The following is a 16941-nucleotide window of genomic DNA, read 5'->3' as shown; positions in this document are numbered from 1 at the left end:
CAGTCACGTCCTTTCCGATTCGACGGGGGAGATCAGCGGGAGACCAGGCGGCCGTTGCTGAGCTGCACCGCGAGGCCGCCGTCCACCCGCAGCAGCTCTCCGGTGACGTAGTCGGCGGCGGGGCTCGCCAGGAACGCCACCGCTTCCGCGACCTGTTGCACGTCGCCGTAGCGCCGCATCGGGACATGGGTGCGGCCCCGCCCGTTGTCGCGTTGCAGCAGGTCACCGATGAGATCGGTGGGGATGACGCCGCCCAGGACGGCGTTGACCCGCACCCCGAACCGGGCCATCTCCACCGCGCAGGCCAGCGTCAGCGCGTTCATCGCGCCCTTGGAGGTGGAGTAGTTCGACTGCCCGGTCAGGCCCTTCTCGCCCATGATCGACGAGACGTTCACGATCGCGCCCTCGCCCTGGGCCATCAGGTGCCCGGCCGCGGCGTGCGTGCAGTTGAAGGCGCCGCCCAGGTTGACCTGGATGACCTTCCACCACTCGGCCGGGTCCATGTCGTGCAGCAGGCCGTCGCGGGTGATGCCCGCGTTGTTGACCAGAATGTGCAAGCCGCCCAACTGGTTCCGGGTCTGCTCGACCAGGTCCTTGGCCGCCGCGAGGTCGGAGACGTCCGCGCCGACGGCGATCGCCCGGCCGCCGCCGCCCTCGATCTCCGCGACCACCTCGAGGGCTTCGTCCTTGTGCGATCGGTAGTTGACCGCGACCGCCGCGCCGCGGCGGGCCAGGGTCAGCGCGACCGCCCGGCCGATGCCGCGGGACGCGCCGGTGACCAGCGCGACCTTCCCGGCGAAATCCTGCTGGTCCGACATCAGGCGACCTCTTCGGCCTCGGCCGCCGCGGCCTCTTCGGTGTTGTCCGGCGCGGCCGAGCGCTGGGCGACCAGGTCGACCAGGTTGCGCACGGTGACCAGGCCGAGCACCTGCTCGCCGCGCAGCGGGCCGTTGAGCTTGCTGCGGTCGAACTGCGGCAGCACCTTCTCCAGGTGGGCGAGGCCGATCTCGGAGACGATCTCGTTCTCGTCGCCGAACTCGTCGTCGGGGATACCGCCCTGCAGCAGTTCCTGGACGTCGGCGACGGCGATCTTCACGCCGGTGTCGCGGTGGATGCGGAACAGGATGTCGAGCAGGTCGATGGATTCCGCGCCGAGTTCGTCGATCAGGGTGGCGTCGAGGGTGACCTCGGACTGGTCGATGCCGAGGGCGTCGGCGATCGCGTCGATGACGGCGGGGGCGAAGTCGGTGGTGGTTTCGGGCATGGTTGTACTCCTTCTCGGTGGGGGGTTGGGTGATCAGCCGTATTCGGCTGGGAGTCAGGCGTATTCGGCGACGGCCGCGGCGATGCGGCGGGCGTCCTGGGTGCTGCGCACGGTGGCGTCGGCGACCATGCGGTTGGCGAGTCCGGACAGCACGCGTCCGGGGCCGATCTCCAGGTAGTCGGTGCAGCCGAGTTCGGCGGCGGCGCCGATCACCTCGATCCAGCGGACCGGGGCGGTGAGCTGGCGGCGCAGCAGTTCCCGCGCCTCCTGGCCACTCGAAACGGGTTGTGCGGTAACGGAACTGATGACAGTGGTGGTCGGATCGCGGAAGTCGGCCAGGTGCAGTCCCGCGGCGAACCGCTCCTCGAGCGTGGCCATGAGCGAGCAGTGGAACGGCGCGCCGACCCGCAGCGCGGTCAGCGAGCCCGCGCCCTCGGCGCGCAGCAGTTCGGTCGCGGCGGCCACCGCGTCGGCGGTACCGGAGATGACCGACTGGTCGGGCGCGTTGTAGTTGGCGAGCTCGACGACCCCGTCCACGCCGGCGCAGATCTCCTCGATCCGGGCCGCGGGCACCCCGGCGACGGCGGTCATCGCACCCGGCACCGCGGCCGCGATCTCGGCCATCAGCTCGCCCCGCAACCGCACCAGGGTCAGCGCGTCGGCCAGGTCCAGCACCCCGGCCGCGGCCAGCGCCGCGAATTCGCCGAGGCTGTGCCCGGCCACCAGGTCGGGCGCGAAGCCCTCGGCGCGCAGCACCTCGAAGGTGGCCAGCGCGGTGGCCAGGATGGCCGGTTGCGCGATCTCGGTGGCGCGCAGCTGCTCCGCGTCGCCCTCGGTGCACAGTGCCCGCAGCGGCAGGCCCAGGCATTCGTCGGCCCGTTCGAAGACCGCTCCGGCGGTGGCCGGGTGTTCCCGGATCAGGTGGGCGGCCATGCCCTCGCGCTGGGATCCCTGCCCGGGGAACATGGCCAGCACCCGTCGTTGTCCGTCATGGGCGGCCGGCTGGGCCGGCGTGTGGGCCGCCGCGATCAGATTGGCGTTCATGATGTCTTCCGAATCGTGCAGGTAGCCATGGCTACTTCGGGTCAGATCCCGAACGTCGCTGTCCGCGTCCCGAGTATGTGAATCGCGGCTCGAGCGGGCCTCGAGGAAAACCAAACACGCAGTAGCGATCTGGGCGATGCAGGTGATTCGAAGTAGTCGCGGACGCTGTCGTGATGGTGGAGCGAGCTGCCCGGATGCCGGTGTGAGCGGGGAAATACCGTCGTGAGCGCATGATGCGACCCCCTTGCCAGCGGCGACCCGGAGAACGGCCCGCGGCTTGAAACCTGTTGACCGACAGTATTATTACGATCAAGCCGGTAAATCCGGGGTCTGTCGGAGCGGGCAGGATATTGCTATTCGGCGCGGGTGACCCACGTCGATACTGTGACCGGTCCCGGATGGTGCGGCGAGTCCTCAGGCGGGCTGCTGGGTCTCGCGTTCGATCACCAGGGCCACGTGCAGCCGCGACGGGCACTCCAGCTTGGTCATCACCTGGCGCAGATGGTTCACCACCGTCCACTCGGCGATGCCGAGCTGGGTGGCGATCATGCGATTGGTCATGCCCGCCGCGACCAGATGCGCGATCTGCAGCTGGCGCTTGGTGAGCCGGGACACCGGCGACTCCGGATCGGCCTCGGGCGGCGGAGCGGCCGAGCGGTGTTCGCGCCGTTCGGGTTCGGCGTGCAGCAGCTGCCGGCAATAGGTCCTGGTGAGCCCGGACATGCGGTAGCGGAGATTGCCCGCGGCGTCGGCGTCGTGGTCGAGCAGGCTGTGATCGACCAGCATGGCCAGTCGCTCCTCGGTGCGGTCGCCGGGCTCGCCGCTGAGCAGCCGCACCTCTTCGAGGTCGACGGCGACCTCGTATCTCGACAGGTGCAGCAGCAGTTCGAGGGTCGCGTCGTCGAGCTCGGTCGGAGCCCATTCCACACAGTCGCGGATGGTGCGGTGCCGGGCCGGGGTGTCGACGAACGGCGAGGGCATGAGCGGATGGCCGGATCGGATGCGCTCCAGCGTCCGCTGGGCGCCGATCCGGCCGATCGAGCTCGCCGCCAGTTCCAGCGCCAGCGGCACCCCGCCCAGTTCCCCGGCGATCGCGTCGAGCAGACCGGTGGCGGCGACGGCCGCGGTGCTGCGGTAGCGCGTGTCGATGCTGTTGAGCAGCAACCGAACTGCCGGGGAGGTGCCATAGGCGGGATCGGTGTGGTCGGTGCGCCAAGGCAGCGGCGGCACCTGGAACAGGCACTCCTGATAGAGCGCGAGCGCGCGCCTGCTGGTGGTGACGACGGTCAGCTCCGGGCATCGGGCGAGCAGCGCGGCGACATCGGCGGCGATCTCGGCGGCGAGCCGATCGCAGTTGTCCAGCACCAGGATCGCGGGCCGGCCGTCGAGCGCGGCGGCCAGGTCGGTGAGGATCTCGGTGACGCCGCCCTCGGGGCAGCGCGGCACCGGGCGGCGCACGGTGGCGGCCAGCACCGCGAGCCACAACTCCGGCGCGTCGATGACATTCGCGAGATCCACTGTGGCAGTGGGCCGATCGCGGTATTCGGGTGCGGCCAGCGCCGAGGCGGCCAGCCGGCTCTTGCCCACCCCCGCCGGTCCGGTCACGGTGAGCAGGCGGATGGCGGGATCGCGCAGGAGTCTGCGCAGCTCGGTGAGCTGCGCGTGCCGTCCGGTCAAGGTCGGCACCCGGTAATCGCCGCGGGCGGTGTCGATGCGGTGCGAGGTCGGCACCGCGGACAAGGCAGGGTGAGGGGGACCGTCCGACAATTTCTCACCTGATCTCGTGAAAGGGTGGCGCGCGGAGAACACGTGCGCGCAGGACAGGCGGCGTTGCCTATGAGGCCGGGAGTTTAGGGCAGATCTGCTCGAATTTCGGAAGAGGTCAACACAATTCGGGGCAGTCCCGCGGCCGTCGCGTGAAGTGACCGGCATCACCGCTGCGTATCGGCGTGCGGGGTCGCCGGCCATGGCGCAATGGCAACAAATTGCCGGTTTCGAAAACCCGCCGTCGTTGCGCATTGATGCGATTCCGAAATCATCGGGATACGTTTTCCGCCGCGCCGCTCGGCCGCGACGGTTGACGCGGCCACGGCCGCGGCGCAAGGTGGGCCGATGGGTGAAGACGCGCGGGCCGGTCTGAAGTTCTCCAGTCTCGACAGTCCCCTCTTCGACGGGGCCGAGGCCACCAAGGGGGAGCTCATCGACTATCTCGAGGCGGTCGGCGAGCGCATGGTGGGGTCGCTGCGGGAGCGGCCGCTGTCGGTGGTGCGGGTGCGTCCCGGGCAGGAACCGTTCATGCAGAAGAACCTGCCCAAGTACACGCCGGACTGGGTGCGGCGGGCGACGCTGTGGGCCGGCAGCTCGAAACGTGAAGTGTCCTATGCCCTGTGCGACGACGTGCGGACGCTGCTGTGGTTCGGGAACCAGCGGGCGGTGGAGTATCACGTCACGTTGCTGCTCGCCGAGAACCTCGCCGACTATTCCGGCGGGCCCACCCATCTGGTGCTCGACATCGACCCCGAACCGGGGCAGCCGTTCGGCCGGGCGGTGGCCGCGGCCGAACTGGTCCGGCAGGCGCTGGCGGCGGACGGGCTGGCGGGCGCGGTGAAGACCAGCGGGTCCAAGGGTGTCCACATCTTCGTGCCGGTGCGGTCCGGCGTCGATATCGAGGACGCCGCGGCCGCCACCCGGGCCGTCGCGGCCCGCGCCGAGCGACTCGATCCGGACCTGGCGACCACCGCCTTCATTCGGGAAGACCGGGGCGGCAAGGTTTTTCTCGATTCCACCCGGGCGGGCGGCGCGACGGTGGTGTCGGTGTACAGCCCGCGCGTGCGACCGGGCGCGACCGTCTCGTTTCCGGTGAGCTGGGCGGACCTGCCGAATGTCGATCCGCGCGATTTCACCGTGCGCACCGCCGCCGGGCTGCTCGGCGACCGTGATCCCTGGGCCGAGGCGATGCCCGAACCACAGTCTCTCCCAGCGGATCTCATCGCCGAGGGGCACACCATCCCGGTGGCCCGGGTGCAGGCGATGCACGAGGGCAAGCGCCGCGCCCGGGCCCGCCGCGAGGAGTGACCCTCAGGCCGCGCGGCGGGTGTGTTCGTGCTCGCCGGTGTCGGCGGGTAGCCGGTAGGCCTGGTCCACTTCCGCGGCAGTGGCATCGGCTGCCGTGTTTCGGGCGGGGTGGGAATGGTGATCTGGAGCGTCATTGGATCAATCCGCATCTATTCGGAAAATGGCACGCGGAAATAGACGAACACCGAATCGCGGGGGCGGGCGTCGCCGAATACCGGAGAATTACGAGTGCGGGACCGGAGGTCCGGGGTCGTCATCAGCTGTCATGTGACCGGAACCTCCTCACCCAGCTCATACGCGGATTCATCAGCGCACGCGGGGGGGTCTGCCCGGGAACCGGGCGGGACGCGCACCCCTCTCGTCAGAGCTTCGGCACTGCACGACGTGTTCCGAATCGGAAAGCCACTTTGGATTACCCCTTGATCCGGGGAAATCTGTCCTGACCTTGGGCGTCTCTCGACGTCGTCAGATCAGTGGCCTGTGTTCCTGCAGGAGCCTCGCCTATCGAGGTGCGATATCGACGGTAGTAAAGCCCCTATGAATTGTCGAAGAGCACCGGTATTCGCCGATCGCGGGATTCGCCTACGCTGGGCGGCGTGACGAGAGCGGGACGCGCGGCGGTGGGGATCGCCCTGATCGGGCTGACGGTCGCGGGCTGCGGCAGCTCCTCGGAGCAGCGGGCGGCGCCGGCCACCACGACCGCGCCGCAGGCGGTGCTGCCCTCGCCCGACACCGTCGGCCTCTGCGGCGGGGTGTCCGACGCCGAGGTCGCCCAGGCGACGGGATCGATCGGTGTGCAGCGCGTTTCGGCCAATCCGGTGAGCTGCGCCTGGCAGCCGGCCGCGGGCGGCGACTACGCGGTCGTGTTCCACTGGTTCCGGGGCAGTTCGCTGGAGGCCCGCCGGGACCAGGTCACCGCCGGGAAGCCCGAAACGGTCCGGGTCGCCGGGCAATCGGGCATCGAGTGGCGGGGCGCGCAATCCTGTGAGGTCGCCGTGGCATTCGGCGACACCGACTTCATCGACTGGTCCGAGCGGGTGAGCGCGCGATCCTGTCAGGGCGTGGAACAACTGGCCGCGGCCACCTTGACGAACGCGGGGCAGAGCTGATGGCACGGACCATAGCGCGAATCACGCTGGCGGCGTTGCTGATCGCCGCTTTGTCCGGTTGTTCGCACGGTGGTCCGCAGGCCGAGGTGCGCCCGGCCGCCGACCCGAACCTGCTCGCGGGCTGCGGTCCGCTCGAGGATCAGAAGCTCGCCGCCGCCATCGGCGTCACCGGCATGCGGCAGCAGAGCGCGCCCACCGTGTGCGACTGGACCGCCACGAATCCCGGTGGCGGCGCGGTGGACATCACCTATGCCTGGCTGCGGGACGACACGCTCGCGCGCGAGGTGCGGATCGCCGACCGATTCGGTTACCAGATCGAGCGTTTGGTCGTGAAGAACTTCGGCGGCATGTATTGGCGTGACCCGAATGATCCAGGTGCCTGCGCGGTCACGGTGGCCGATACCGGCACGGTCACCTGGTGGGTGCGCAACCGCGATCACGGTGCGCGCCCCGATCCGTGCGCCGCCGCCATGAATCTGATGAACGCGACGCTCTCGGTCGACGGGATCTGACGCGCCCCCGGAACGCCGGTGGCCCGCGTCGCTCGACTCAGTGCTCCAGGAACGTGGCGACGATGTTCCAGAACATGTTCGGGTCCACGGTGTGGAAATCCCAGCTCTCGGTGAGGCTGTGGGTGGTGGTCACGATGGACTTGATGTCGAAGTCGTGCCGGGTGGCCGTGCCTTTGGCCTCGACGGCGGTGACGACGTAGGCGGTGGCGGTTTCTGCGGTGTGGGGCACGAGGAAGCTCCAATCGAGTACCGGTCCGGGGGTGGAACGCAGGGGCCATCATGGCGTTGCCGACCAGTCTGATTTCCGGCCGCGTCGTGCGGGAGTTCCGAAAGCGCCAAACCGGTCCGGGACACGCCAACCTTGCTGCGTGGTTGCCGGAATACCGTACGGTAGGTGCGATTTCGGTCTTCTGGCAGGGTCAGGATCTCACGAATCATCGCGCTCACGCCAGCGCTGGACCGCCCGTCGCAGGCTCGCCGGATCCGCGTAACCGAGGAATTCCGCCTGCTGGGCGCGCGGAAGATGTTCGGCGGCTTGTAATCTGCGGCGGCGTGCGCGGTCAACCTCACGCCGCCAAGTGGTTCCGGCCTCGGCGAGCCGGCGTTGCAATGAGCGAGGGGAGGTCAGCAGCCTTCGCGCAACCACTTCCAGAGTGGCCGCGCCGTCCGCCAGGGCGCCGTCGATGGCCTCGCCCAACTGCTCCAGCCACGTCACCCCGACCTCCGGAGTGGCCGGCAGAGTGGCCGCGTAGGCCAGCAGCACGGCCGTCAGTTCGGGATCGGCCGTCTTCATGGGCAGCGCCAGATCCGCCGTCCGCAGTGTCACGGAGTCGGCCGCGTTGCCGAAATCGACTGCCCGGGTGCCGAACAGCTCGATGACGGTGGCCGGGTCGGCGGGCGCGGCCTGCCGGAAGGTCACCGCTGTGGGCACCACCGGGCACCGGGTCGAGGCCCGCCCCCGCCCGATCAGCAGCGCGAAGGTGGCCTGTACCAGCAGTTCCCGGCCCCGGCAGTCCTCCACGCCGGACAGCACCTGGAAGCGGATCTCCTCGTCGGAGCGCTCGGCCACCCGGAAGCTGTAACTCGTTGTGAGACTGCCGGTATAGCGCACACAAGCGTCCAGTGCGTCGCCCAGTGTCGCCGCGGACAGGAACAGGTACTCGAGCAGTCCGAACTCGCCGGTGGTGCTCTCGTCGGAAACCCGTAGCGCGATATCGGGATCCCCGGTCTCGCGCTCGATCAGTTCCCACACCCGCAGGCAGTACCGGGGCGAGACCCGGGTGTCCTCACCGCCCTCGCGCCAGGCGGGCACCCCCGCGAGCCGGGCGATCCGGTCCGGGTCGAGTCCGGCGCGCGCCGCCCGCTCCAAAGCGAAGCGGGCCATGAGAATGCTGTCGTGACAATCGGATCGAGTGTTCACGGCCGCCCGTCAGCACGCGGTCCGGCGGCGAGCGCTCGCCAGCTCCCGGGTCCAGCTGGTGTCGGCCGCCGCCAACCGCCGCTGCACGGTGCGCGGACTGGCACCCAGCCGCCGCGCGATGTCGTCCAGTGACACCGTCTCGAGGGTCACCGCCGCGCGGAAGTCCGCGCCGTCCGGATCCGATCCGGGCGTCTCCGCCCGGTCGCGCAGCGAATCGAGTTCGGCCGCAAGGAGATCGACCCAGGCCCGGGCGGGCGGGCTGGACAGGGTCGCAACCGCAGCACCGCGGCGCAGCACCGCGGCCAGCCGTGGATCGGCGGAATGCTGCGGCCGGTCCAGGTCGTGGCGCAGCACCGTGAAGGTGTCGGTCTCGGCGCCGAAATCGACTGCCGCCGTGCCGAAGAACTCCCGGTACGGCGTCTGCCGCCGGGGTGGGCGCTCGCGCAGCGTGACCGCGACCGGTGTGATCCGCGCCCGCGCCGCCTGCCGGGCGCGGGCAGTCAGGAAGGCGAAACTCGCCTGTGCGGCGACCTCCGACCCGCGCCCCTGCGCCGCCGTCTCCGCTGTGAAGGTGACCTGCCGGTCGTTCTCGGCGAATACCGCCACCCGGCGGTTGCCCGATAGCCGCGACCCGAATTCGCCTACGGCCCGGAACCCTTCGCCGACCGTCGGCGCGGTCGCGAGCAGATAATCCATCATCCCCAGTTCCCCCATTCCGTGACGTTCGGCCGCCCGCAGTCCCACGTGCGGCATATCCACCCTGCGCTCGAACAACTCCCACAATCGCGGGTAACACTGCCCCGGAACACTTCCCGAGGTCTCCTCCATCGCGCCCGGCCCGATCCCCGCCGCGCGCGCCAAATCCACCGGGTCCAACCCCGCCGCCCGAGCCCGGGTGAGCACGAACCGCGCCAGCAGCACGCTGTCCGCGCCGGTCACCCGCGCACCGCCGGACGGATTGTGAAACATCGTGCGACAGCTGGTGTTCGATCGGTCATAGCGCGTCGTGGGCGGGCGGGCCCGTCCCAGCCGAGCGGAACTCCTCGAGGTGCCGCTTGCGGGCCCGATCGACCTCCAGCCGCCAGGTGGTGCCCGATTCGGCGAGGCGGCGCTGGAGGGTGCGGGGGCTGGTGTAGAGGCGGCGGGCGACCTGATCGAGCAGCGGGTCGGTGCCGTCGAGCGCCTCGGCCAGCGCCGCGGCCACCCGGTCGGGCCACTCGGTGGCGCGCGGGGGCGGCGGCGGCATGGTGGCGGCGTGTCGCCGCAGCACCGCCGCCAGCAGGGGATCGGCGGTGATCTGCGTTCGTTCGAAGTCGGCGTTGCGGAAGGTGACGCGGTCCAGTGCGGCGCCGAAATCCAGGCGGGCCGTGCCGAACTGCTCGGTGAAGGCGTCCAGCCGGCGCGGAGCGCGTTCCCGCAACTCCACCCGCACCGGATCCATGGGCTGACCGGTTATCTGGCGCATGCGCGAGACCAGCGAGGTCAGGGCCATCTGCACCGACAGATCCCGGCCGCGGCCGTCCATGTTGACGGTGTAGACGTCGAAGGTCGACTCGGTCTCGGTCTGCTCGCCGGGTTCGAGGCGGAAGTTGGTGGAGATCGAGCCGACGAAGGGTCCCAGCACGTGCAGGCCCGCGCCGACCGTGTCCGCGGTCGAGATCAGGTAGTCGATCAGGCCGAATTCGCCGAGCCGGTAGCTGCCGGTGGCCCGCAGGGTCGCCTCCGGATCGTCCAGCTCGTGCTCGAACAACTCCCACAGCCGCGGGAAGTAGTCGCTCGAGACCCGGGCGTCACCGTCGGCCAGTAACCAGCCCGGTATGCCGGCGGCCCGCGCCAGACGGGTCGGATCCAGGCCCGCGGACGCGGCTCGGGACAGCACGAATCGGGGCAGCAGCACGGAGTCGGAGGTGTGCATCTGCCAATGGTGCGGTCAATTCCGGGCCGGAAACCCGGAATTCGCCGAACTGTGAGACAGCCCGCTCGCCCACCGAATTTCTGCGGGTGGCGGCGAGCGGGCCGGGTCGAGCGTTTTCCTGTGGGTCAGGCCCGCAGGAAAGTGGCGGCGATGCCCCAGAAGCGGCCGCGGTCGACGGCCCGGAAATCCCATGTCTGCGTGATGTTGTGGGTGGTGCTGACGATCTCGGTCACATCGAAGTCCTCGCGGGTGGCGGTTCCCTTCGCCTCCAGGGCTTCGATGACGTAAGCGGTAGCGGTTTCCACGGTGTAGCGCACGGGTGTTCCGATCTGTTGTAGGGGCAGGGCATCGAAGGGGTGGTGCGGTATACGGATTCAGCGGGTGGTGTCGCCCAGGACGTCCTCGTAGCGGTACTCGGTGGGGATGGTGGTGCCCGCCGCGTGCGCCTGCTCCTCGCGGTGGCGCAGGTCGACGCGGCGGATCTTGCCGGAGATGGTCTTCGGTAGCTCGGTGAATTCCAGGCGACGCACCCGGAGGTAGGGCGCCAGGTGATCGCGGGCGTATTCGAGGATGGCTCGGGCGGTTTCGGCGTTGGGTTCCCACCCGGCCGCCAGCGAAACGTATGCCTTCGGCACGGCGAGCCGCGTGTCGTCGGGCTGCGGGACAACGGCGGCCTCCACCACGGCCGGATGCTCGATCAGCACGCTCTCCAGTTCGAAGGGCGACACCTTGTAGTCGGAGGACTTGAACACGTCGTCGGTGCGGCCTATATAGGTGATGTGGCCATCGGCATCCCGAGCCGCGACATCGCCCGTGTGGTAGTAGCCGCCCGCCATGACCGCGGCATTGCGTTCGGGGTCACCGAGATAGCCGGTCATCAGGTTGACCGGCGCCGCGGCCAGATCCAGGCAGATCTCGCCCTCGTCGGCGAGCTGCCCCGTGATCGGATCCACCAGCACCACCGGCACGCCGGGCGCGGGCCGCCCCATGGAGCCGGGCACCAGCGGTTGCCCGGGCGTATTGCCCACCTGCAGCGTGGTTTCCGTCTGACCGAAGCCGTCCCGGATGGTCAGGCCCCAGGCCTTCTCGACCTGCGCGATGACGTCGGGGTTCAAGGGTTCACCGGCGCCGAGGATTTCACGCAGACCGGCCGGTCGCTCGCCGAGGTCGGCCTGAATGAGCATGCGCCACACCGTGGGCGGCGCGCAGAACGTGTTCACCTCCGCGCGGCGCAGCTGCGCCAGCAGGGCCGCGGCATCGAAACGCGCGTAGTTGTAGACGAATACGGTGGCCTCGGCCAGCCACGGCGTGAAGAAGCAGCTCCAGGCGTGCTTGGCCCAGCCGGGCGCGCTGATGGCCAGGTGCACGTCGCCGGGCCGGACCCCGATCCAGTACATGGTGGTCAGATGACCGACCGGATAACTGATCTGGGAGTGCTGCACCATCTTGGGCTTGCTGGTGGTGCCGGAGGTGAAGTAGATCAGCAGCGGATCGGTCACTTCGGTGACGGCCCGGAACGGCCCGGCCGAGTCCACGGCCGCGGCGTCGGCGTAGGGATGCCAGCCGGCGGTGTCGTTCGAAAGACCCGCCTCGTCCACCACGATTCGGGTGTAGTCACCGGGCACCTCGTCGAACTTGCCGGTGTCGCCGTGATTGGCGATGACGAAACGCGCTCCCGCCCGCTCGATCCGGTCGCTCAGGTCGGCCGGGCCCAGGGCGCCGGTGGTCGGCATGATGACCGCGCCCAGCTTGGCCACCGCCAGCATCGCCTCCCACAGCTCGACCTGATTGCCCAGCATGAGCATCACCCGGTCGCCCTTGCCGACGCCCAAACCGGACAGCCAGGTCGCCACGCGGTCGGAGCGGTCGGCCATCTCGTCGAAGCTGACCCGCTGCTCGGACCCGTCCTCTTCGACGATCCACAGGGCGGGCCGCTCGTTGCCGCGGGCGATGACGTCGAACCAGTCGGTAGCCCAGTTGAATTCACCGGTCAGCCGCGGCCATTCGAAATCGCGGACGGCCGAGTCGTAGTCGGTGCCGGCGGCCAGCAGCCCGTCCCGGGCCGCACGATAGGCATCGGTGTTGTGCTTCACGCGTTCTCCTCGTTCAGGCCGAGCAACCGCACGCTGATCTCGCGCATCTCGACCTTGCGGATCTTGCCGGTCACCGTCATCGGGAACTCCTCGACGACATGCACGTAACGCGGCACCTTGAAATGGGCGAGCTTGCCGGTGCAGAACTCGCGCAGACCTGCGGCGGTCAATTCGGTCGCGCCCGGCCGCAACCGGACCCACGCCATCAGTTCCTCGCCGTACTTGGCGTCGGGCACGCCGATCACCTGGGCGTCGAGAATGTCGGGGTGGGTGTAGAGGAATTCCTCGATCTCGCGCGGGTAGATGTTCTCGCCGCCCCGGATCACCATGTCCTTGATGCGCCCGGTGATGGCGACGTAGCCGTCGGCATCCATGGTGGCCAGGTCGCCGGTGTGCATCCAACGAGCGGCGTCGATGGCCTCGGCGGTCTTCTCCGGCTGACCCCAGTAGCCGAGCATGACCGAATACCCGCGGGTGCACAGCTCGCCCGCCTGCCCGATCGGGACCGTCACGCCGGTCACCGGGTCCACGATCTTGATCTCCAGGTGCGGCCCGGCCCGCCCGACGGTGGCGGTGCGCTGCACCAGCGAATCGTCGCGGCGGGTCTGGGTGGAGACGGGGCTGGTCTCGGTCATGCCGTAACAGATGCTCACCTCGCGCATCCCCATGCGCTCGATGACCTGCTTCATCACCTCCACCGGGCACGGTGATCCGGCCATGATGCCGGTGCGCAGCGAGGACAGGTCGTAGGCGTCGAAATCCGGATCGGCCAGCTCGGCGATGAACATGGTCGGCACCCCGTACAGCGAGGTGCAGCGTTCGGCCGCAACGGCTTCCAGGGTGGCGCGCGCGTCGAAGGACGGGGCCGGAATGACCATGGCCGCGCCGTGCGTGGTGGCGGCCAGATTGCCCATCACCATGCCGAAACAGTGATAGAAGGGGACCGGGATGCAGATGCGGTCCTGCTCGGTGTAGCCGCACAGCTCGCCCACGAAATAGCCGTTGTTCAGGATATTGTGGTGGCTCAGCGTCGCGCCCTTGGGGAAACCCGTTGTGCCGGACGTGTACTGGATATTGATCGGATCGTCGGTGGACAGCGCCGACTGCGCCGCCGCCAGCAGATCCGGATCGGCCGCGCGGCCGGTGGCGAACACATCGCGCCACTCGATGCTGTCCAGCAGCACCACCTGCTCGAGCTCAGGACACTCCGGGCGCACCTCGTCGATCATGGCCGCGTAGTCGGAGGTCTTGAACGAGGGGGCCGCCACCAGCAGCCGGACCCCGGCCTGGCCCAGCACATAGCGCAGCTCGTGGGACCGGTAGGCCGGATTGATATTGACCAGGATCGCGCCGATCTTGGCGGTCGCGTACTGGGTCAGGGTCCACTGCGGGCAGTTCGGGGCCCAGATGCCCACCCGGTCGCCCTTGCCGATGCCGGCCGCCAGCAGGCCCAGGGCCAGCGCGTCCACCTCGGCGGTGAACTCGCGGTAGGTCCAGCGGACGCCGGTGGTGTAGTCGATGAGGGCCTCGCGGTCCGGATGCGCCGCGGTGGTCCGGTCCAGGTTCGCCCCGATGGTGTCGCCCAGCAGGGGAGCGTCCCAGACTCCGTAGGTGTAGCTCGTGCTCTCGCTCACACCAGTAGGATCTACGTCACACTCACCCTCGACTACCCCCGAAAGGGGCTGACCGATGACCACCGCCGCCGACGGGCTCCTGCGTCCCAGCGACGGCGACGCCCTGCGCGCTGAGCTGCGCGGTCTCGCCGCGCTCAGCAAACTTCCGGTGGTGTTCGGGGGCGAGGTGCACGCGGGCACGCTGGTGCTCAGCGAGTTCGTCGGGACCCGCACCAACGGCATGCGCGGGCTGGCGGTCGCGCCCAGCTCGGGGCTGGGCGGCTCGGTGGTGGCGTCCGGCCGGCCGCGCTCGGTGGCCGACTACCGCTCGGCCTCCACCATCACCCACCACTACGACGGTCCGGTGCTGGGCGAGGGCCTGCGCGCGGTGGTGGCGGTGCCGGTGGTGGTGAAGGGCGAGGCGCGCGCGGTGATCTATGTCGCCACCCGCGAGTCGGGGGTGATCGGCGACGGCGTCGCCGACGAGATGGTGCAGGCCGCCCGGCGGCTCAGCACCGAACTGGTCATTCGGGACGAGGTGGATCGGCGACTGCGGCTCTCGTTCGCGCGCGACGCCCTGACGAGCGCCAATTCGATTGCCACCGAACAACTCCGGGACCTGCATGCGGAACTGCGGGGCATCACCCAGGTGGTCTCCGACGCCACGGCGCGGGCGCGCCTGCGGGATGTCACCGAGAAGCTCGCGCGCCTGGTCTCGGGCGTGGCCGCGGCCGACGACGCGGTGACGCTGGCTCCGCGGGAACTGGACGTGCTCGCCCACATCGCCCTGGGCTGCACGAATCTGGAAGCGGCACAGCGGCTTTCCCTGCGCGCCGAAACCGTCAAGAGCTACTTGCGCAGCGCCATGACCAAGCTCGGGGCCCATAATCGCCACGAGGCGGTCGTGCGAGCACGCCGCCTCGGGCTACTTCCGTAGTCACCCCTACCCCGTAGGGCAGGGGTGACAACATCTGGGATTCTCCTGGGCTCTCAGGGGCATGCCCCTGAGAGCTACGAGAGTTGTCAATCCGCGACGAGGTGGCGAATGCTTTCGCCGCCCTTGGCGTGGTGGAGTCTGCCGAACTTGCTGTCGAGCAGGTGCGCCATGCTGTCGGCGGCCCCGGTGTAGGCGTCCTCGGCGGTGGCCGCGCGGTGGGTGGTGGCCACCGGTGGCTGGCCCTTGGGCCGGGCTTCGAGGGTGCACTTCTTGTCTTCGGAACCGCCCTTGTGTCCGTTCACATCGGTGATGTGGGCTTCGACCCGGGTGAGATGATCCGCGAACCGGTCCAGAACCGCAGCGATGGTACCGGTTGCATCCTGGGCGATCGCGCCGCCGCCGACGTTCCGGTCGGCGAAGACCTGGATTTGCATGGCTGGCATCTCCAATCTCTCGGTAATTGCCGAGAACTTGCTGACACCTTCGACCATACCTATCCAGGCTGAGACTCGCCTGTGCGATTCATCGCGTGGCGACCGAAATCACCGGGTGGCCAGGTCCAGCACGGTCAGGGCGAGGTGCTCGGCCGCGTCGGGGTGGCCCAGGGCGCGCGCGGCGGCGGAAACGGCTGCGCGGGTCTCGGATTCGGTGAGCAGCTCGGTCAGCGCGGCCCGCAGATTGTCCGCGGTGGCGTCCGCGCCGTCCAGGGTGCGAGCGGCATTGTGGTCGGCCAGGATCCGGGCGTTGCGGATCTGCTCGCCGCCCACCGAGTGCGGGTAGGGGATCAGCACCGACGGCTTGCCCAGCGTGGTGAGCTCGGCGAGAGTGCCCGCGCCGGAACGGGATACCACCACATCGGCCAGGGCCAGCACGTCCGGCAGTTCCGGGCCGATGAACTCGCGCACCAGGTAGCGCCCGCGCACGTCGTCGGGCAGCGTGGCGGCGAAATCGCGCACCTGCTCGAAGGACAGCCGCCCGCACTGGTGAATCACGTTGGCGGAGTGCAGCAGTTCGGGCAACAGCTCCCGGATCAGGTCGTTGATCTGCACCGCGCCCTGCGCGCCACCGGTGATGTAGAGGGTCGGCAGGCCGGGGGTGTAGCCGTCCCAGTCCAGCGCCTTGACCGCCGCGGCCGGATCGCCGGTGGTCAGGGCGGGCCGAATCGGGTTGCCGGTGACCAGCGCCCGGTCCCGGACCTTGGCGGGCAGCAGGGCGACCGAGGCGTCGGAGCTGAGCGCGATGCGGTCGGCCATCCGGGCCAGCAGCAGGTTCGCCTTGCCGATGCCGGTGGTCTGCTCGTGGATCACCAGGGGTCGGCGGCGCAGCGCGGCCGCCATGCCGATCGGGGCGCACACGTAGCCGCCGGTGCACAGCACCGCGTCGGGCCGGAACCGGCCCACCACGCCCTGGGCGGCGAGCACGCTCACCGGCACCCGCAGCGCGTCGCGGGCATTGTCCTTGTTGAGCATTTTGAGCGGATTGCGGTCGCGGCGAAGCTTTCCGGCCTTGATGCCGGTGAAGGCGATGTCGTTCTCGGCCGCCACCCGCTGCTCCAGGCTGTCGGGCACGCCGACCCAGAGCACCTCGGCCGCGGTGCCGGCCTCGGCTGCCAGATCCCGAAGCGCGCGCACCGCCGCCACCGCCGGATAGGTGTGCCCGCCGGTGCCGCCGCCGGCGACGATCACCCGGACCCGGTCGCGATCGCCCAGTCGACGCAGGATCGGGGCGCGGTCGGCGGCGGGATTCGACATGGACGATCCTCCTGGGCTGGATGGCGGGGCGCGGGCGGGACAGCCCAGGCTATCTCGCGCGGGGGACAGGGGACGGTTGCGGGAGGTACCGGTCGGTCGGACTGATTTGCGGGGTGTTGGCGAGACGGCTACGGGCCTTTACCATGGTTGTGACACTGATCACGTTGGCGCAGTACGAGTCACGTTCGCAGTGAGTTCCGACGCGGTC

17 protein-coding genes and 1 riboswitch are annotated in these 16941 nt (G+C 69.6%); of the genes, 4 read left to right on the top strand and 13 right to left on the bottom strand.

All coding sequences use genetic code 11. The annotated features are described in order from the left end of the window. Nucleotides 1-32 precede the first annotated feature (32 nt). The 4 genes from ACYVKL_RS12450 to ACYVKL_RS12435 all read right to left on the bottom strand — a co-directional run bounded on the left by ACYVKL_RS12450 (nt 33) and on the right by ACYVKL_RS12435 (nt 4039). Nucleotides 33-818 carry an SDR family NAD(P)-dependent oxidoreductase gene (locus ACYVKL_RS12450; RefSeq protein WP_379162395.1) on the bottom strand — a complete coding sequence of 262 codons (786 nt, stop codon included), beginning with the start codon at nt 816-818 and terminating at the stop codon, nt 33-35. Then, nucleotides 818-1264 (bottom strand): acyl carrier protein, encoded by a 447-nt coding sequence (locus ACYVKL_RS12445; RefSeq protein WP_213559987.1) that lies wholly within the window; start codon nt 1262-1264, stop codon nt 818-820. Before ACYVKL_RS12445 ends, ACYVKL_RS12450 begins: the two co-directional genes overlap by 1 nt. A 54-nt stretch (nt 1265-1318) precedes the next feature. After that, nucleotides 1319-2308, bottom strand: a complete 990-nt coding sequence (fabD, locus tag ACYVKL_RS12440; RefSeq protein ID WP_379162391.1) for an ACP S-malonyltransferase — start codon at nt 2306-2308, stop codon at nt 1319-1321. Between the two features lie 414 nt (nt 2309-2722). Next, nucleotides 2723-4039: a winged helix-turn-helix domain-containing protein gene (locus ACYVKL_RS12435; protein ID WP_379162388.1), complete on the bottom strand. Its 1317-nt coding sequence runs from the start codon at nt 4037-4039 to the stop codon at nt 2723-2725. Between the two features lie 381 nt (nt 4040-4420). Between ACYVKL_RS12435 and ACYVKL_RS12430 the strand changes: the two genes are divergently transcribed. The 3 genes from ACYVKL_RS12430 to ACYVKL_RS12420 all read left to right on the top strand — a co-directional run bounded on the left by ACYVKL_RS12430 (nt 4421) and on the right by ACYVKL_RS12420 (nt 7004). Next, the gene (locus ACYVKL_RS12430; RefSeq protein ID WP_379162385.1) at nt 4421-5383 is read left to right on the top strand and encodes a DNA polymerase domain-containing protein; all 963 of its coding nucleotides are present in this window, start codon (nt 4421-4423) and stop codon (nt 5381-5383) included. 346 nt (nt 5384-5729) lie between these two features. Continuing rightward, nucleotides 5730-5899: riboswitch (M-box (ykoK) riboswitch) on the bottom strand. 80 nt (nt 5900-5979) lie between these two features. Beyond that, a complete protein-coding gene (locus ACYVKL_RS12425; RefSeq protein WP_379162382.1) occupies nt 5980-6492 on the top strand; it encodes a DUF3558 domain-containing protein in 513 nt (170 codons plus the stop codon). Further along, entirely contained in the window at nt 6492-7004 is a 513-nt protein-coding gene (locus tag ACYVKL_RS12420; protein ID WP_379162379.1) for a DUF3558 family protein, read from the top strand. The genes ACYVKL_RS12425 and ACYVKL_RS12420 overlap by 1 nt, the downstream gene beginning before the upstream one ends. 37 nt (nt 7005-7041) lie before the next feature. Here ACYVKL_RS12420 and ACYVKL_RS12415 read toward each other — a convergent pair whose 3' ends face one another. The 7 genes from ACYVKL_RS12415 to ACYVKL_RS12385 all read right to left on the bottom strand — a co-directional run bounded on the left by ACYVKL_RS12415 (nt 7042) and on the right by ACYVKL_RS12385 (nt 14066). After that, nucleotides 7042-7233, bottom strand: coding sequence for a hypothetical protein (locus tag ACYVKL_RS12415; protein WP_213559994.1), 192 nt, complete (start codon nt 7231-7233; stop codon nt 7042-7044). A gap of 198 nt (nt 7234-7431) precedes the next feature. Beyond that, nucleotides 7432-8388, bottom strand: a complete 957-nt coding sequence (locus tag ACYVKL_RS12410) for an AraC family transcriptional regulator ligand-binding domain-containing protein (RefSeq protein ID WP_379162376.1) — start codon at nt 8386-8388, stop codon at nt 7432-7434. 45 nt (nt 8389-8433) lie between these two features. Continuing rightward, entirely contained in the window at nt 8434-9393 is a 960-nt protein-coding gene (locus ACYVKL_RS12405; protein ID WP_379162373.1) for an AraC family transcriptional regulator ligand-binding domain-containing protein, read from the bottom strand. A gap of 25 nt (nt 9394-9418) precedes the next feature. Beyond that, nucleotides 9419-10339, bottom strand: coding sequence for an AraC family transcriptional regulator ligand-binding domain-containing protein (locus ACYVKL_RS12400; protein ID WP_379162370.1), 921 nt, complete (start codon nt 10337-10339; stop codon nt 9419-9421). Between the two features lie 125 nt (nt 10340-10464). After that, on the bottom strand, nt 10465-10656 hold the full coding sequence (locus ACYVKL_RS12395; RefSeq protein ID WP_213559998.1) for a hypothetical protein: 192 nt from the start codon (nt 10654-10656) through the stop codon (nt 10465-10467). A 57-nt stretch (nt 10657-10713) separates the two neighbouring features. Further along, nucleotides 10714-12432 carry an AMP-binding protein gene (locus ACYVKL_RS12390; RefSeq protein ID WP_379162367.1) on the bottom strand — a complete coding sequence of 573 codons (1719 nt, stop codon included), beginning with the start codon at nt 12430-12432 and terminating at the stop codon, nt 10714-10716. Continuing rightward, nucleotides 12429-14066: an AMP-binding protein gene (locus ACYVKL_RS12385; protein WP_379162364.1), complete on the bottom strand. Its 1638-nt coding sequence runs from the start codon at nt 14064-14066 to the stop codon at nt 12429-12431. The genes ACYVKL_RS12390 and ACYVKL_RS12385 overlap by 4 nt, the downstream gene beginning before the upstream one ends. Nucleotides 14067-14121: 55 nt before the next feature. Between ACYVKL_RS12385 and ACYVKL_RS12380 the strand changes: the two genes are divergently transcribed. Further along, nucleotides 14122-14982, top strand: a complete 861-nt coding sequence (locus tag ACYVKL_RS12380; protein ID WP_357192066.1) for a helix-turn-helix transcriptional regulator — start codon at nt 14122-14124, stop codon at nt 14980-14982. 86 nt (nt 14983-15068) lie between these two features. Here ACYVKL_RS12380 and ACYVKL_RS12375 read toward each other — a convergent pair whose 3' ends face one another. After that, entirely contained in the window at nt 15069-15425 is a 357-nt protein-coding gene (locus ACYVKL_RS12375; RefSeq protein ID WP_379162361.1) for a ribosomal subunit interface protein, read from the bottom strand. A gap of 99 nt (nt 15426-15524) precedes the next feature. Beyond that, complete coding sequence (locus tag ACYVKL_RS12370) at nt 15525-16733, bottom strand: UDP-N-acetylglucosamine--N-acetylmuramyl-(pentapeptide) pyrophosphoryl-undecaprenol N-acetylglucosamine transferase (RefSeq protein WP_379162358.1); 1209 nt, start codon at nt 16731-16733, stop codon at nt 15525-15527. Nucleotides 16734-16941 lie beyond the last annotated feature (208 nt).

The sequence above is a fragment of the Nocardia tengchongensis genome (assembly GCF_054781395.1).
This window is presented reverse-complemented; position numbering and strand designations above follow the sequence as displayed.

Coding starts and splice junctions, on each gene's coding strand:
- ACYVKL_RS12370 (WP_379162358.1), bottom strand. CDS start 16,733: ATGTCGAATCCCGCCGCCGACCGCGCCCCGATCCTGCGTCGACTGGGC.
- ACYVKL_RS12450 (WP_379162395.1), bottom strand. CDS start 818: ATGTCGGACCAGCAGGATTTCGCCGGGAAGGTCGCGCTGGTCACCGGC.
- ACYVKL_RS12375 (WP_379162361.1), bottom strand. CDS start 15,425: ATGCCAGCCATGCAAATCCAGGTCTTCGCCGACCGGAACGTCGGCGGC.
- fabD (WP_379162391.1), bottom strand. CDS start 2,308: ATGAACGCCAATCTGATCGCGGCGGCCCACACGCCGGCCCAGCCGGCC.
- ACYVKL_RS12410 (WP_379162376.1), bottom strand. CDS start 8,388: ATGGCCCGCTTCGCTTTGGAGCGGGCGGCGCGCGCCGGACTCGACCCG.
- ACYVKL_RS12400 (WP_379162370.1), bottom strand. CDS start 10,339: ATGCACACCTCCGACTCCGTGCTGCTGCCCCGATTCGTGCTGTCCCGA.
- ACYVKL_RS12430 (WP_379162385.1), top strand. CDS start 4,421: ATGGGTGAAGACGCGCGGGCCGGTCTGAAGTTCTCCAGTCTCGACAGT.
- ACYVKL_RS12405 (WP_379162373.1), bottom strand. CDS start 9,393: ATGTTTCACAATCCGTCCGGCGGTGCGCGGGTGACCGGCGCGGACAGC.
- ACYVKL_RS12445 (WP_213559987.1), bottom strand. CDS start 1,264: ATGCCCGAAACCACCACCGACTTCGCCCCCGCCGTCATCGACGCGATC.
- ACYVKL_RS12420 (WP_379162379.1), top strand. CDS start 6,492: ATGGCACGGACCATAGCGCGAATCACGCTGGCGGCGTTGCTGATCGCC.
- ACYVKL_RS12380 (WP_357192066.1), top strand. CDS start 14,122: ATGACCACCGCCGCCGACGGGCTCCTGCGTCCCAGCGACGGCGACGCC.